13 protein-coding genes are annotated in these 14,253 nt (G+C 38.1%); all 13 read left to right on the forward strand.

Translation table 11 applies throughout. The annotated features are described in order from the left end of the window. Positions 1 to 33 precede the first annotated feature (33 nt). The 13 genes from dprA to BTR25_RS01640 all read left to right on the forward strand — a co-directional run bounded on the left by dprA (position 34) and on the right by BTR25_RS01640 (position 14,234). Entirely contained in the window at positions 34 to 921 is an 888-nt protein-coding gene (dprA, locus tag BTR25_RS01580) for a DNA-processing protein DprA (RefSeq protein WP_075685463.1), read from the forward strand. Positions 922 to 1,388: 467 nt separating this feature from the next. Beyond that, positions 1,389 to 3,467, forward strand: a complete 2,079-nt coding sequence (topA, locus tag BTR25_RS01585) for a type I DNA topoisomerase (RefSeq protein WP_075685465.1) — start codon at positions 1,389 to 1,391, stop codon at positions 3,465 to 3,467. A 166-nt stretch (positions 3,468 to 3,633) separates the two neighbouring features. Then, positions 3,634 to 4,941 carry an FADH(2)-oxidizing methylenetetrahydrofolate--tRNA-(uracil(54)-C(5))-methyltransferase TrmFO gene (gene trmFO, locus BTR25_RS01590; protein WP_075685467.1) on the forward strand — a complete coding sequence of 436 codons (1,308 nt, stop codon included), beginning with the start codon at positions 3,634 to 3,636 and terminating at the stop codon, positions 4,939 to 4,941. Positions 4,942 to 4,999: 58 nt separating this feature from the next. Then, positions 5,000 to 5,902 (forward strand): tyrosine recombinase XerC, encoded by a 903-nt coding sequence (xerC, locus tag BTR25_RS01595; RefSeq protein WP_075685719.1) that lies wholly within the window; start codon positions 5,000 to 5,002, stop codon positions 5,900 to 5,902. 97 nt (positions 5,903 to 5,999) lie between these two features. Continuing rightward, the gene (gene hslV, locus BTR25_RS01600) at positions 6,000 to 6,542 is read left to right on the forward strand and encodes an ATP-dependent protease subunit HslV (protein ID WP_075685469.1); all 543 of its coding nucleotides are present in this window, start codon (positions 6,000 to 6,002) and stop codon (positions 6,540 to 6,542) included. Between the two features lie 18 nt (positions 6,543 to 6,560). After that, on the forward strand, positions 6,561 to 7,961 hold the full coding sequence (hslU, locus tag BTR25_RS01605) for an ATP-dependent protease ATPase subunit HslU (RefSeq protein WP_075685471.1): 1,401 nt from the start codon (positions 6,561 to 6,563) through the stop codon (positions 7,959 to 7,961). 156 nt (positions 7,962 to 8,117) lie between these two features. Beyond that, a complete protein-coding gene (gene codY / locus BTR25_RS01610; RefSeq protein ID WP_075685473.1) occupies positions 8,118 to 8,897 on the forward strand; it encodes a GTP-sensing pleiotropic transcriptional regulator CodY in 780 nt (259 codons plus the stop codon). Positions 8,898 to 9,092: 195 nt separating this feature from the next. Then, positions 9,093 to 9,794: a 30S ribosomal protein S2 gene (gene rpsB / locus BTR25_RS01615; RefSeq protein ID WP_075685475.1), complete on the forward strand. Its 702-nt coding sequence runs from the start codon at positions 9,093 to 9,095 to the stop codon at positions 9,792 to 9,794. Positions 9,795 to 10,019: 225 nt separating this feature from the next. Further along, positions 10,020 to 10,901: a translation elongation factor Ts gene (gene tsf, locus BTR25_RS01620; protein ID WP_075685477.1), complete on the forward strand. Its 882-nt coding sequence runs from the start codon at positions 10,020 to 10,022 to the stop codon at positions 10,899 to 10,901. Positions 10,902 to 11,064: 163 nt separating this feature from the next. Then, on the forward strand, positions 11,065 to 11,790 hold the full coding sequence (gene pyrH / locus BTR25_RS01625; RefSeq protein ID WP_075685479.1) for a UMP kinase: 726 nt from the start codon (positions 11,065 to 11,067) through the stop codon (positions 11,788 to 11,790). Further along, positions 11,790 to 12,347, forward strand: coding sequence for a ribosome recycling factor (gene frr / locus BTR25_RS01630; protein WP_075685481.1), 558 nt, complete (start codon positions 11,790 to 11,792; stop codon positions 12,345 to 12,347). The genes pyrH and frr overlap by 1 nt, the downstream gene beginning before the upstream one ends. A gap of 257 nt (positions 12,348 to 12,604) precedes the next feature. Continuing rightward, positions 12,605 to 13,384 carry an undecaprenyl pyrophosphate synthase gene (locus BTR25_RS01635; protein WP_075685483.1) on the forward strand — a complete coding sequence of 260 codons (780 nt, stop codon included), beginning with the start codon at positions 12,605 to 12,607 and terminating at the stop codon, positions 13,382 to 13,384. A 61-nt stretch (positions 13,385 to 13,445) separates the two neighbouring features. Continuing rightward, the gene (locus BTR25_RS01640; RefSeq protein WP_075685485.1) at positions 13,446 to 14,234 is read left to right on the forward strand and encodes a phosphatidate cytidylyltransferase; all 789 of its coding nucleotides are present in this window, start codon (positions 13,446 to 13,448) and stop codon (positions 14,232 to 14,234) included. Positions 14,235 to 14,253 lie beyond the last annotated feature (19 nt).

A 14,253-nucleotide genomic window follows, 5' to 3' on the forward strand; every position in this document is an offset into this window, starting at 1 on the left:
TTCTCTTTCTATCTTTATCCTGGAGGTTATTATATGGATGATTTAAAAGAAAAGCTCATTTCTTTACTGCATTACCCAGAAATTTCTTGGAATTCCATTTTTAAATTGCTGAAGAAAGACCCATTACTCCAATCTGTACCTCGTGTAAATTCAAGTCCCTCTAATCAACTTTCACTCTTCACCGACCGCACCAGCAGCACAGAAGCAACACCTCCTATAACAACACAACCATCTGAATTAATCTCTCAACAAATCCAACAGTATGAAGCCAATGGTATTAGAGTCATTACTATTTTTGATAAAGAATATCCGAGCTTGTTAAAAGAGATATACCAGCCGCCATGGGCGCTATTTGTCAAAGGTGACCTGTCATTACTAAAAATTGATAAGAAACTTGCTGTGGTAGGTTCTAGGCAGTCAACACAGTATGGAAGAAATGCAATGAGATTAATATTTCCGGGATTGATCGAAAAAGATATGCTTATCGTAAGTGGCCTAGCTAAAGGAATCGATAGTTATGCGCATGAATATGCAATTAAAAACGATGGTAAAACGATTGCAGTGATAGCTGGCGGATTCTATCATATCTATCCAAAGGAAAACGTGCCACTCGCAAAAGAATTAATGAATAGCCAGCTAATTATTTCTGAATACCCTCCTGATACAAAACCTCTAAAATGGCATTTCCCTGCCAGAAACAGAATCATCAGTGGGTTAGCAATCGGCACTTTTGTAATAGAAGCAAAAAGAAAAAGTGGATCATTAATTACCGCAAATTATGCTATAAATGAGGGGCGAGATGTATTTGCTTTGCCAGGAAGTATCTTTAATCCCTTTTCACTTGGAACCAATGACCTAATTCAGCAGGGGGCTAAACTCGTTACAAAAGCCGAGGATATTCTTGAGGAATATAGATTATAAATAAGGTATGAGTGAAAGTGAAATATGTGAAAATCTCGGTTTTTTTGCAGGTTTTTTATAATTATTGGATAATTTAGMTTAAAAAGGTTGAAATTTTTTAAAATATGTTATACATTTTCCAACAGATATTTGAAAAAAATAATCCTAATTTAGGTATAAATATTAGGTTTATTATCATTAAATAGTTGTAAACGGTTTCTAGAAACATTTTGTTTCGTTGACAATTATAGGTGAGTTGTTTAACAATATAGAGTATTAATTTTGCTAAAAAACTGTTAGCATTTGCTATTTGTAGAATGGAGTATATTTTTGGGATAAGGCAATTTGTGTAAAGTATTTTCTCTCATCCGAGTTTGAGTATTTGGAAATAAGGAAAACTTACAAATGATGTAAGCAGCATAGAAATGGCTTTTGCCAGCTTCTTAGGCGCTGCACACTACTTATACCCTCTTAAGGAGGATTATTGCATGTCAGAATTTCTTGTTATCGTAGAGTCGCCTGCAAAAGCAAAGACGATTGAACGTTATTTAGGCAGTAAATATAAAGTAAAAGCGTCGATGGGGCATATTAGAGACTTGCCAAGAAGCCAAATGGGTGTAAACGTTGAAAATAGGTTTGAGCCTAAGTACATTACTATTCGTGGTAAAGGGCCTGTGTTAAAAGAATTAAAAACAGCAGCAAAAAAAGCGAAGAAAATTTTTCTCGCAGCTGACCCGGATCGTGAAGGGGAAGCTATTGCTTGGCATCTTGCCCATAGTTTAGATGTAGATATTACATCTGATTGCCGAGTTGTTTTTAATGAAATTACCAAGGAAGCAATAAAAGAATCCTTTAAATACCCTCGTCCAATTAATATGGATCTTGTCGATGCACAGCAGGCACGACGTATCTTAGACAGACTAGTAGGCTATAACATCAGCCCGCTTTTATGGAAAAAAGTCAAAAAGGGTCTTAGTGCGGGACGGGTCCAATCCGTAGCAGTCCGATTAATAATCGATCGTGAGAAAGAAATTAAAGCTTTTATTCCTGAAGAATATTGGACAATTGGGGCAGAGTTAGTTAAAGGGAAAGATCATTTTAGCTCATCCTTTCACTCATTGGCTGATCAAGAAAAAATCGAACTAACAACACAACAAGATGTGGATGCTATTTTAAAGCAGATGAAGGGAGATAAGTTCAAGGTAATTTCGGTAACGAAAAAAGAGCGGAAAAGGAACCCTTCTCCATCATTTATTACTTCTTCCCTTCAACAGGAGGCGGCGAGAAAGCTAAACTTCCGTGCAAAAAAGACTATGATGCTCGCTCAGCAACTTTACGAAGGTATTGAATTAGGTTCCTCAGGGACTGTTGGTCTTATTACCTACATGAGAACAGATTCTACACGAATTTCAGACATAGCTCAGGCAGAAGCAGCCGATTATATTCGTACAGTATTTGGCGATGCCTATCTAAAAGAAGAACAAAGAAAAGATAAAAAGCTATCAAAGGCTCAGGATGCTCATGAAGCCATCCGACCTACAAGTACCTTTAGGGATCCCAGTAGTGTAAAACAATTCCTTTCACGAGACCAGTTTCGGTTGTATAAGTTGATTTGGGAAAGATTCCTGGCAAGTCAAATGGCTCAGGCTGTGATGGATACGATGAGCGTAGATCTACAAAATGGCAATGTTATTTTTCGAGCAACTGGATCTAAAATAAAATTTCCTGGTTTTATGAAGATATACGTTGAAGGAACCGATGACCAAGTTGAAGAACGCGATAAAATGCTTCCGGACCTTAAAGAAGGTGACGAAGTCTTTAAAAAGGATATTGAACCAAAGCAACACTTTACTCAGCCACCTCCAAGATATACAGAGGCAAGACTGGTAAAAACCCTCGAAGAATTGGGAATAGGCAGACCTTCTACCTATGCACCCACATTGGATACCATTCAGAAGAGAGGCTATGTTGCCCTTGATAATAAACGATTTATCCCGACTGAGCTTGGAGAAATTGTCCTTGAACTAATCCTTGAGTTTTTCCCGGAAATTTTGGATGTCGAATTTACCGCAAAAATGGAGCAGGATTTAGATAATGTTGAGGATGGTAATGTTCCTTGGGTCGATATTATTGATGGCTTCTATCGTGATTTTGAAAAGCATCTGGAAAAGGCAGAAAAGGAAATGCAATCGGTTGAAATCAAAGATGAACCAGCAGGGGAAGACTGTGAATTATGTACCAGTCCGATGGTCTTCAAGATGGGCAGATACGGTAAATTTATGGCTTGCAGCAATTTCCCTGATTGCCGGAACACAAAAGCGATTGTAAAGGAGATAGGGGTAACCTGTCCTAAATGTAAAGAGGGAAATATCATTGAGCGAAAGAGTAAGAAAAAGAGACTATTCTTTGGCTGTGATAAGTTTCCAGGATGTGAATTTATTTCTTGGGATAAGCCGCTTCCAAGAAGCTGTCCAAAATGCGAAGGACCTTTAGTCGAGAAGAAACTAAAAAAGGGTGTTCAAGTTCAATGCACCGAATGCGACTACAAAGAAGAACCGCAAAGCTAAGAGTGAGCCCAGCTCACTCTTTTCAATTTCATTAAAATTTTATAGTGAACTTAAAACTTTTTTCTCGTTCATTCGTATAGTACAATGCAAGATGGGATAAAAAGAGGGAAAAGTAAGCTTAGTTAATCAAGACTTTGACAGCTTTAGATATTCAGGAGGTATAAACATGAATGAAGTAACAGTAAATGTTATTGGAGCAGGTCTTGCCGGAAGTGAAGCAGCGTGGCAAATAGCCAAAAGAGGTGTCAAGGTCAGGCTATATGAAATGAGACCTGTTAAACAAACTCCAGCCCATCATACAGATAAGTTTGCAGAATTGGTTTGTAGTAATTCTTTAAGAGCCAATACGTTGACAAATGCTGTTGGTGTCTTAAAGGAAGAAATGAGAAAGCTTGATTCCGTCATCATTGCTGCGGCTGATGCTTGTGCCGTTCCTGCAGGTGGTGCATTAGCAGTAGACAGACATGAATTTGCCGCAAAAGTAACGGAAATGGTAAAAAATCATGAAAATGTCACGGTTATCAATGAAGAAGTAACAGATATACCTGAGGGAATTACGGTAATTGCCACTGGACCGCTGACAAGCCCTGACTTATCCGCAAAACTTAAATCGCTGACAGGTGAGGAATACCTTTATTTCTATGATGCCGCTGCACCAATCTTAGAAAAAGACAGCATTAATATGGACAAGGTTTACTTAAAGTCAAGATATGATAAGGGTGAAGCAGCTTACTTAAATTGTCCTATGACAGAAGAGGAATTTAATCGATTTTATGAAGCGTTGATTGCTGCAGAAACTGTACCATTAAAAGAGTTTGAAAAGGAAATATTTTTTGAGGGTTGTATGCCAATTGAAGTAATGGGTCAACGCGGCAGAAAAACAATGCTCTTTGGTCCACTTAAGCCGGTAGGTTTAGAGGATCCTAAAACAGGGAAAAGACCTTTTGCAGTTGTCCAGCTAAGGCAAGATGATGCCGCAGGAACCCTTTACAATATTGTCGGTTTTCAGACACATTTAAAGTGGGGTCCGCAAAAAGAAGTGATCCAGCTTATTCCTGGTCTCGAAAATGCAGAAATAGTCCGATACGGCGTGATGCATCGTAATACCTTCATCAACTCACCAAAGGTGCTAAAAGCTACCTACCAGTTTAAAGAACGGGAAACCTTGTTCTTCGCCGGCCAAATGACAGGTGTTGAAGGATACGTAGAATCGGCTGCTAGCGGTTTAGTAGCAGGATTAAACGCTGCAAGACTAGCAATGGAGCAAGAGCCGCTAGAACTGCCTGCTGAAACAGCAATTGGCAGCATGGCACGCTATATTACCACAGCTAATGCAAAGAATTTTCAGCCAATGAATGCAAACTTTGGTCTTTTTCCGGAGCTGTCAGAAAAGATTAGAGGAAAGCAAGAAAGAAATGAACAGCATGCAAATAGAGCGTTAGAAACAATTCAGAACTTTGTGAAAAATTTGTAAAATTTATTGCAAGGGATATTGAAGTATGGTACGCTTTAGTAGCCTTTGCGAGGTGAAAATAATGAAAAATGTGAATGTTTTATTAAAGTTATTTACCGAGTATTTACAAATGGAAAGGAATTACTCACAATATACAGTTGTACATTATCAACAGGCAATAAATGAATTCTTCTTGTTCATGTCTGAACAAGCAATTGATGATGTCAATAAAGTGGAATATTTGGATACAAGGCTTTATCTAACAAAGTTATATGATAAAAACCTTGCTAGAAAAACAGTTGCAAAAAAGATTTCTATACTTAGGAGTTTTTATAAGTTTCTTCTCCGTGAGAAATTGGTAGAAGAAAATCCGTTTTCGTTAGTAAAGACCCCTAAACTTGAAAAAAGGGTACCTAAATTTTTTTACGAAGAAGAGCTCCAAGTTCTTTTTCAATCCTGTGAATCAGATACAGCTCTCGGACAGCGTAACAAGGCGCTGCTTGAACTTCTTTATGGGACCGGTATCCGGGTTAGCGAGTGCTGCCAAATTAAGTTAAAGGACATAGACCAGCACCTTGATACGATCTTTATACTAGGAAAAGGTCAAAAAGAACGTTATGTAACCTTTGGCAGTCATGCAAAAAGCTCGATGGAGAAATACATAAAAGATGGCCGGGAGAAACTGATTGAAGGTAAAAATCCAGTAGATGCATTTTTTGTTAATCATCGCGGGGGACCATTGACGCCAAGGGGAGTAAGAGGGGTTCTAAATGGTATGTTAGAAAAGTCTGCACTTGCCGGGAAGATTCATCCCCATAAATTGAGGCATTCGTTTGCTACACACCTATTGAATAATGGAGCTGACATGCGTGCAGTACAAGAACTGTTAGGGCATTCATTTTTGTCCTCTACACAAATATATACGCATGTAACAAATGAACACTTAAGAAAAACGTATATGTCCCATCATCCACGGGCATAAATGAAAACAGTTTTAATACAATCTACTATATTACGCTGTGAAAGTGTTATCTCTTGTTACATATTTTTTAGTAAAACTCCAAAAGGAGGATTTTATATTGAATCAATTTCATGCGACCACGATTTTTGCTGTTCAACATAATGGACAATGTTCTATGTCTGGCGATGGACAAGTGACATTTGGTAATGCAGTAGTGATGAAACACACTGCAAGAAAAGTAAGAAAAATATTTAATGGAAGAGTCTTGGCCGGTTTTGCTGGGTCGGTTGCTGATGCTTTTACCCTTTTTGAAATGTTTGAAGGGAAATTAGAAGAATATAACGGAAATCTCCAAAGAGCGGCAGTAGAGCTTGCAAAGGAATGGAGAAGTGATAAGGTTCTTCGAAAGTTAGAGGCAATGTTAATTGTTATGAATAAGGAACACATGCTTCTTGTTTCCGGTACAGGAGAAGTTATTGAACCAGACGATGGTATTTTGGCAATTGGATCTGGTGGTAACTATGCACTGGCAGCGGGAAGGTCCCTAAAGAAATACGCTGGGGAGCACCTCTCTGCACAGGAAATTGCGAAGGCTTCTTTAGAAATAGCTGCTGAGATTTGTGTATACACAAATCACAACATTATCGTTGAAGAGCTATAATGGAAAGGGGACAAATCAATGGCTAAAACAACTGATTTAACGCCTCGGCAGATAGTCGAAAGGCTCGATCAATATATTATTGGACAAAAGGACGCTAAAAAAGCTGTAGCTGTCGCTTTACGTAACCGGTTTCGCAGAGGCTTATTAAATGACAAACTAAGAGAAGAAATTATCCCCAAGAATATACTTATGATTGGACCGACTGGCGTAGGTAAAACGGAAATTGCCCGTAGAATTGCGAAGCTTGTTGGAGCACCATTTATTAAAGTAGAAGCGACTAAATTTACTGAAGTAGGCTATGTCGGACGCGATGTCGAATCAATGGTTAGGGATCTTGTTGAAACTTCTGTAAGACTAGTTAAAGAGGATCGTATGCTAGCGGTTAAGGAACGTGCCGAAGAAAATGCAAATAGCAGACTTGTTGATTTATTAGTCCCATCGGCTAAAAAAACAACGAATTATAAAAATCCACTTGAGATGTTGTTCGGTGGAAATGGCCAAGTAGAACAGGAAAATCAGCAAGAAGACTTTTCTATCACTGAAAAGCGGAAGATTGTGAGAGAAAAGCTTGCTCTAGGACAGCTAGAAGATGAAATGGTAGCTGTTGAAGTGGAAGAACAAACACCATCTATGTTCGATATGCTTCAAGGTTCTGGCATGGAACAAATGGGGATGAACATGCAGGATGCTTTTAGCAGCTTTATGCCTAAAAAGCGTAAAAAGAGAAAACTGACTGTTCGTGAAGCCAGAAAAGTGTTAACCAACGAAGAAGCAGCAAAGTTGATTGATATGGACGACGTCACTTCCGAGGCTGTATACCGCGCTGAACAGGGTGGTATCATATTTATCGATGAAATCGATAAGATTGCCAGTAAGAATTCTGGCGGGTCATCAGCAGATGTTTCACGCGAAGGTGTACAAAGAGATATTCTTCCTATTGTGGAGGGTTCAACAATTGTAACGAAGTATGGGTCGGTAAAGACAGACTATGTTTTGTTTATTGCTGCAGGGGCTTTTCATATGTCAAAGCCATCTGATTTAATTCCCGAGCTGCAAGGACGTTTTCCGATTCGCGTTGAACTAACCAAGTTAACAGTAGATGATTTCTACAGAATCTTAATTGAACCAGATAATGCGTTAATTAAGCAATATCAAGCATTATTGGAAACAGAAGGTATACAAATTGAATTTTCTGACGATGCTATTCGTAGAATAGCGGAGGTTGCATTTGAAGTAAATCAAAACACTGACAACATTGGTGCAAGAAGACTTCATACAATTCTAGAAAAACTACTAGAAGACCTATCATTTGAAGCACCGGATATCACAATGGAGAAAATTACGATTACTCCACAATATGTTGATGAAAAGCTTGGTGCAATTGCGAAAAATAAAGATTTAAGTCAATTTATATTATAAAGCGGAAGCGACCGTTTAGTGAAGTCGCTGGGCACAGGAGCTGGATTTCAAATAGAACAATCGTTCATGTCGAGGGCACTTTCCCTAATTCCCGTGCAATGATTGATGAAATATAAAATTTAATAATGGTTCCAGTTTATTAGGAGGAAGAAACAGATGGATTTACTTACAAAAACTAGAAAAATTAACGTACTATTACAAAAAGCAGCAGGAAAACCGGTTAACTTTAAGGAAATGTCTGAGACGTTGAGTGAAGTTATTGAGGCGAATATTTTTATTGTTAGTCGTCGCGGCAAGCTGTTAGGGTACGCTATTAACCAGCAAATTGAAAATGACAGAATGAAGAAAATGTTAGAAGATCGTCAATTCCCAGAAGAATATACAAAGGGATTATTTAACATTCAAGAAACATCTTCAAATCTAGATGTTGAAAGTCAGTATACTGCTTTCCCTGTAGAAAATAGAGATTTATTCCGTGAAGGGCTGACCACAATCGTACCAATTATTGGCGGTGGGGAGCGCCTTGGAACATTGATTCTTGCTAGATTACAGGAAAAATTCCATGATGATGACCTTATTTTGGCTGAATATGGTGCAACGGTAGTTGGTATGGAGATTTTACGTGAAAAATCAGAAGAAATTGAAGAGGAAGCAAGAAGCAAGGCTGTTGTTCAAATGGCTATTAGTTCACTATCATATAGTGAGCTTGAGGCTATTGAGCATATCTTCGAAGAACTCAACGGCAACGAAGGCTTGTTAGTTGCTTCTAAGATCGCTGACCGTGTAGGTATTACACGTTCTGTTATTGTAAATGCACTAAGAAAGCTTGAAAGTGCTGGAGTAATTGAATCTCGTTCCCTTGGTATGAAGGGAACCTACATCAAAGTCCTAAATGATAAGTTCCTAGTTGAACTTGATAAATTACGCTCGAATTAATCCAAATCCCTGCTAGATTATTCTGGCAGGGGATTTTTATGTTAAAATTCCTTGATTGTCTACAGGACATATGCTATATTATTTCATGGTGTTAATACACACGCTTATTGATTTAAACAGATGGTGCTGTTTTTAACAGTTTCTGTTTAAAAATGAGATAAGCGGAGGAAAACAAACCATTAGGAGGAAAAAAACATGTCAGTAATTTCTATGAAGCAATTGCTTGAAGCTGGTGTACACTTCGGACACCAAACTCGCCGTTGGAACCCTAAGATGAAGAAATATATCTTCACTGAGCGTAACGGCATTTATATCATCGACCTTCAAAAAACAGTTAAGAAGGTAGAAGAAGCTTACAACTGGGTTAAGGAACTTGCTGCTAACGGCGGAACTGTCCTATTTGTAGGTACTAAGAAACAAGCTCAAGATTCTGTTAAAGAAGAAGCAGCTCGTTCTGGTATGTACTTTGTTAACCAACGTTGGTTAGGTGGTACATTAACAAACTTCGAAACAATCCAAAAGCGTATTGGCCGCTTAAAAGATATTGAAAGAATGTCTGAAGACGGAACATTCGACGTATTACCTAAGAAAGAAGTTGTTCAATTAAAGAAAGAATTAGAACGCCTTGAGAAATTCTTAGGCGGTATCAAAGACATGAAGAAGCTTCCTGATGCTTTATTCATCATTGATCCTCGTAAAGAGCGTATCGCAGTAGCTGAAGCTAAGAAGTTAAACATTCCTATCGTAGGAATTGTTGATACTAACTGTGATCCAGACGAAATCGATGTAGTTATTCCTGCAAATGACGATGCGATCCGTGCAGTTAAGCTCTTAACAGGTAAAATGGCTGATGCGATCCTTGAAGCAAAACAAGGTGAAGAAGTTACTACTGCTTAAATAGAAAAGCTAAAATCGTCTGTTCAGCCCCGAAGTGACCTTGAGGGCTAGGCGCTGCAGCTAGACAACGATAGTTTTTAATTTAAAGGTGATAAGAGGGAGACCCTTTATCACCTTTTTTTAAAGAAAAACTCTAAAAAGTTTTTACTTGCATAGCAGTTTATCTTAAGCTTGGATGGCTAAGATATGTGTATAGTACATAGATATTAAAGGAGGAAGTTTATTATGGCAATTACTGCTCAAATGGTTAAAGAATTACGTGAAAAAACAGGCGCTGGAATGATGGATTGTAAAAAGGCGCTAACTGAAACAAATGGTGATATGGAAAAAGCAATTGATTTCCTTCGTGAAAAAGGAATTGCTTCAGCTGCTAAAAAGGGTGACCGTATTGCTGCAGAAGGATTAACATATGTTGTAGCTGAAGGTAATGATGCAGTTATTCTAGAAGTTAACTCTGAAACTGACTTCGTTGCGAAAAACGATGCATTCCAAAGCCTTGTAAAAGAATTAGCTGCACATTTATTAGCACACAAGCCAGCAACAGTAGAAGAAGCTAGTGCTCAAACAATTAATGGCGTTACTGTAGCAGATTATATCAATGCTGCGATTGCTAAGATTGGTGAGAAGCTTACGCTTCGCCGTTTCGCTGTTGTATCAAAAACTGATAATGATGCTTTCGGTGCTTACCTTCATATGGGAGGACGCATTTCGGTATTAACAGTTCTTCAAGGTACTACAGATGCAGATGCTGCAAAGGACGTATCTATGCACATTGCGGCATTACGTCCTAAGTACGTAACTCGTGATCAAGTATCACAAGAAGAAGTAGAGCGTGAACGTGAAGTTCTAACTCAACAAGCACTTAATGAAGGTAAGCCAGAAAATATTGTTGCAAAAATGGTTGAAGGACGACTTGGCAAATATTTCGAAGATGTTTGTCTACTAGACCAAACTTTTGTTAAGAACCCTGATCAAAAGGTTCGTCAATTTGTAGAGTCTAAAGGTGCAACTGTTCGCGAATTCGTACGCTATGAAGTTGGCGAAGGAATTGAAAAGCGCGATGATAACTTCGCTGAAGAAGTTATGAACCAAGTAAATAAGAAGTAATAGTGAGCTCCTAGGTACTCTGTTTCATAACATATTACAGCAGGAATATACTCTTAAATAGGGGACACGTTGTGTTCCCTATTTTTAAAAAGAGTTTTAGAATTTCGAGATATTAAACCAACGTAGCAAAGCTGCGCAAATAAGATTACATAAGGAGGTTCAAATGAGCGGTCCTAAGTATAAACGAGTTGTATTAAAATTAAGTGGTGAAGCACTAGCTGGAGAATCCAGCTTTGGTATTAAACCATCTGTTATTAAATCGATTGCCAGTCAAGTAAAGGAAATTGCTGAGCTTGGAGTAGAAGTTGCGGTTGTTGTCGGTGGGGGTAACATTTGGCGTGGGAAGATTGGTAGCGAAATGGGTATGGACCGGGCAACAGCTGATTATATGGGGATGCTGGCTACGGTAATGAATTCTTTGGCACTTCAAGATAGTTTGGAGCACTTAGGAATTGAATCTCGTGTTCAAACTTCCATTGAAATGAGACAGGTTGCGGAGCCATATATCAGACGCCGTGCTATTAGACATTTAGAGAAAAATCGCGTAGTGATCTTTGCGGCAGGAACGGGAAATCCTTATTTCTCCACTGACACTACAGCTGCATTAAGAGCAGCAGAGATTGATGCTGAAGTGATTCTAATGGCGAAAAACAACGTGGATGGAGTTTACTCTGCAGATCCTCGTATTGATCCAAATGCAACAAAATATCAGGATTTAACGTTCCTTGATGTTTTAAAAGAAGGGTTGGCAGTCATGGATTCTACTGCTTCTTCATTATGTATGGATAATGACATTCCGCTTATTGTATTTTCAATTATGGAACAAGGCAATATTAAACGTGCAGTTATGGGTGAAAAAATAGGAACGATTGTTAGGGGGAAAAATTAATGGCACAACAAGTTATTTCCGCTACGAAAGATAGAATGACAAAAGCGATTCAAGCTTATACAAGGGAACTTGCAAGCATTCGTGCTGGAAGAGCAAGTGCGTCACTGTTGGACAGAATTACAGTTGACTATTATGGGGCACCAACTCCTGTAAATCAAGTAGCGGGTATTTCTACACCAGAAGCAAGACTATTAGTTATCCAGCCATATGATAAATCGATTTTGGGTGACATCGAAAAAGCAATCCTTAAGTCAGATTTAGGGTTAAATCCTTCAAATGACGGTATGCTAATTAGACTTCCTATCCCCCAATTAACAGAAGAACGTAGAAAAGACCTTGTAAAATTAGTGAAAAAAGAATCAGAAGAAGCTAAAATTGCAGTCCGAAATATTCGTCGTGATGCGAATGACGACTTGAAAAAGCTTGAAAAAAATGGTGAAATCACTGAGGATGCTTTGCGTGGCTTTTCTGATGATATTCAGAAATTAACAGATGAACATATCAGCAAGATTGACCAAATAACAAAAGATAAAGAAAAAGAAATTTTAGAAGTGTAATCTATTAACGAAATAGTGAACCCTCTTTTTTAGGGGGTTTTTTCACTATCTTCGACTTAAAAGATAATACGATGTATATTCTTAATTCTTGGACTAGTACATAAATTACTTAGTAGAAGATATATTTTTTTATTTTTGGTATGATAAAAGCATGCCAAAAGGTCAGCTATCACTGTTATTCTAATAATCATCAATAGCTCATATGGCATGATCTATTATCGGAGTAAATGAATATCTTTATATGGAGGAGCAATGTCATGTTTAATAAAATCAGGCTTTGGAAGAATCAAAATAATAACTCTTCCACACTCCGAGACCAAATAGAAACAATTAAAACGATGCCGGTTCCTGAACATGTTGCGATTATTATGGATGGCAATGGACGTTGGGCTAATAAAAGAGCTTTACCGCGGGTTGCTGGACACCATGAAGGAATGAAGGTTGTTCGTAAAATAACCAAGCTAGCAAATTCATTAGGGATTAAAACTCTTACCTTATATGCTTTTTCAACAGAGAATTGGAAACGTCCCAAAAGTGAAGTTGAGTACTTAATGAAACTACCTGAAGAATTCCTTGGTTCCTTCCTTCCAGAGTTAATCGAAGAAAATGTTCAAGTCCAAATGATGGGATACAAAAATCAACTTCCAGTACATACTCTGAATGCAATTGAAAAAGCAATGAAGGATACCGAAAATAACGATGGTCTTGTCTTAAATTTTGCACTTAATTACGGCAGCAGAGCTGAGATTGTTGACGCTGCAAAGCAGGTCTTAATTGACTACAAAAGTGGTATACTAAAAGAAAATGAATTAAATGAGGATGTATTTAATTCGTATCTTATGACTTCAAATTTACGTGATCCGGATTTATTAATTCGTACAAGTGGTGAGATCCGCCTAAGTAACTTCATGCTTTGGCAGTTGGCATACTCAGAGTTTTGGTTTACGGATGTCCTTTGGCCGGATTTTCGAGAAAAACATTTATTGGAAGCAATTGAAGCATTTCAAAACCGCCAGCGCCGCTTTGGGGGAATTTAAATACACAACCATAGAGAAAGTTTCATTACGAGTCTCTCTAGAAAAGGGTGTTGAAGTTTAGATGAAGCAAAGAATTATAACAGGTGTCGTAGCCGCTGCCTTGTTTTTACCGATTGTTTTTTATGGAGGACTTCCATTTATCTTACTGACTTATTTCCTTGCGTCTGTTGGGTTATATGAGCTGTTAAAAATGAAAAAGCTAAAGATATCTTCCGTTAATGGGCTCTTATCACTTTTATTTTTATGGGTTGTCCTTCTTCCCGAGAGATATATTCATGTACTAGATAGCTTTCATTATTCAAAAACAGAACTGGGTATTTTTCTCATTCTATTATTATTAGCTTATACAGTTCTGACAAAGAATCAGTTCGATTTTGAGGATGCCGGTTTCTCCATTCTCTCAGCAATATATGTAGGTATTGGGTTTTACTTTTTCATTGAAACCCGTGAAGCAGGACTAGTATATATTTTCTATTCCTTATTTATGATTTGGGCAACGGATTCAGGGGCATATTTTATTGGAAAAGCTACCGGGAAGACCAAGCTATGGCCCGAAATTAGCCCTAATAAAACGGTTGAAGGTTCCATTGGTGGTGTTGTTAGTGCCCTGGTGGTGGCTGTGCTATTTGTATTTCTATCTGATATAAATGCAACTCTTTTGTCTTTATTAGGCATAACGATTATCCTATCTATTTTTGGACAAATAGGGGACCTCGTCCAATCTGCTTTTAAAAGACATTTTAATGTGAAGGATTCAGGAAACATCTTACCCGGGCACGGGGGAATTCTCGATCGCTTCGATAGCTTACTATTCGTGCTGCCGCTATTGAATTTGTTCCACATATGGTAATGCGGGAACTAGAGCTCGG

This window comes from Bacillus sp. MRMR6 (genome assembly GCF_001940785.1).
GTDB lineage: Bacteria > Bacillota > Bacilli > Bacillales > Cytobacillaceae > Neobacillus.

Excerpts from the sequence above, each read along its gene's own strand:
- dprA (WP_075685463.1), top strand. The coding sequence starts at position 34 with ATGGATGATTTAAAAGAAAAGCTCATTTCTTTACTGCATTACCCAGAA.
- topA (WP_075685465.1), top strand. The coding sequence starts at position 1,389 with ATGTCAGAATTTCTTGTTATCGTAGAGTCGCCTGCAAAAGCAAAGACG.
- trmFO (WP_075685467.1), top strand. The coding sequence starts at position 3,634 with ATGAATGAAGTAACAGTAAATGTTATTGGAGCAGGTCTTGCCGGAAGT.
- hslU (WP_075685471.1), top strand. The coding sequence starts at position 6,561 with ATGGCTAAAACAACTGATTTAACGCCTCGGCAGATAGTCGAAAGGCTC.
- codY (WP_075685473.1), top strand. The coding sequence starts at position 8,118 with ATGGATTTACTTACAAAAACTAGAAAAATTAACGTACTATTACAAAAA.
- rpsB (WP_075685475.1), top strand. The coding sequence starts at position 9,093 with ATGTCAGTAATTTCTATGAAGCAATTGCTTGAAGCTGGTGTACACTTC.
- tsf (WP_075685477.1), top strand. The coding sequence starts at position 10,020 with ATGGCAATTACTGCTCAAATGGTTAAAGAATTACGTGAAAAAACAGGC.
- pyrH (WP_075685479.1), top strand. The coding sequence starts at position 11,065 with ATGAGCGGTCCTAAGTATAAACGAGTTGTATTAAAATTAAGTGGTGAA.
- frr (WP_075685481.1), top strand. The coding sequence starts at position 11,790 with ATGGCACAACAAGTTATTTCCGCTACGAAAGATAGAATGACAAAAGCG.
- BTR25_RS01635 (WP_075685483.1), top strand. The coding sequence starts at position 12,605 with ATGTTTAATAAAATCAGGCTTTGGAAGAATCAAAATAATAACTCTTCC.
- BTR25_RS01640 (WP_075685485.1), top strand. The coding sequence starts at position 13,446 with ATGAAGCAAAGAATTATAACAGGTGTCGTAGCCGCTGCCTTGTTTTTA.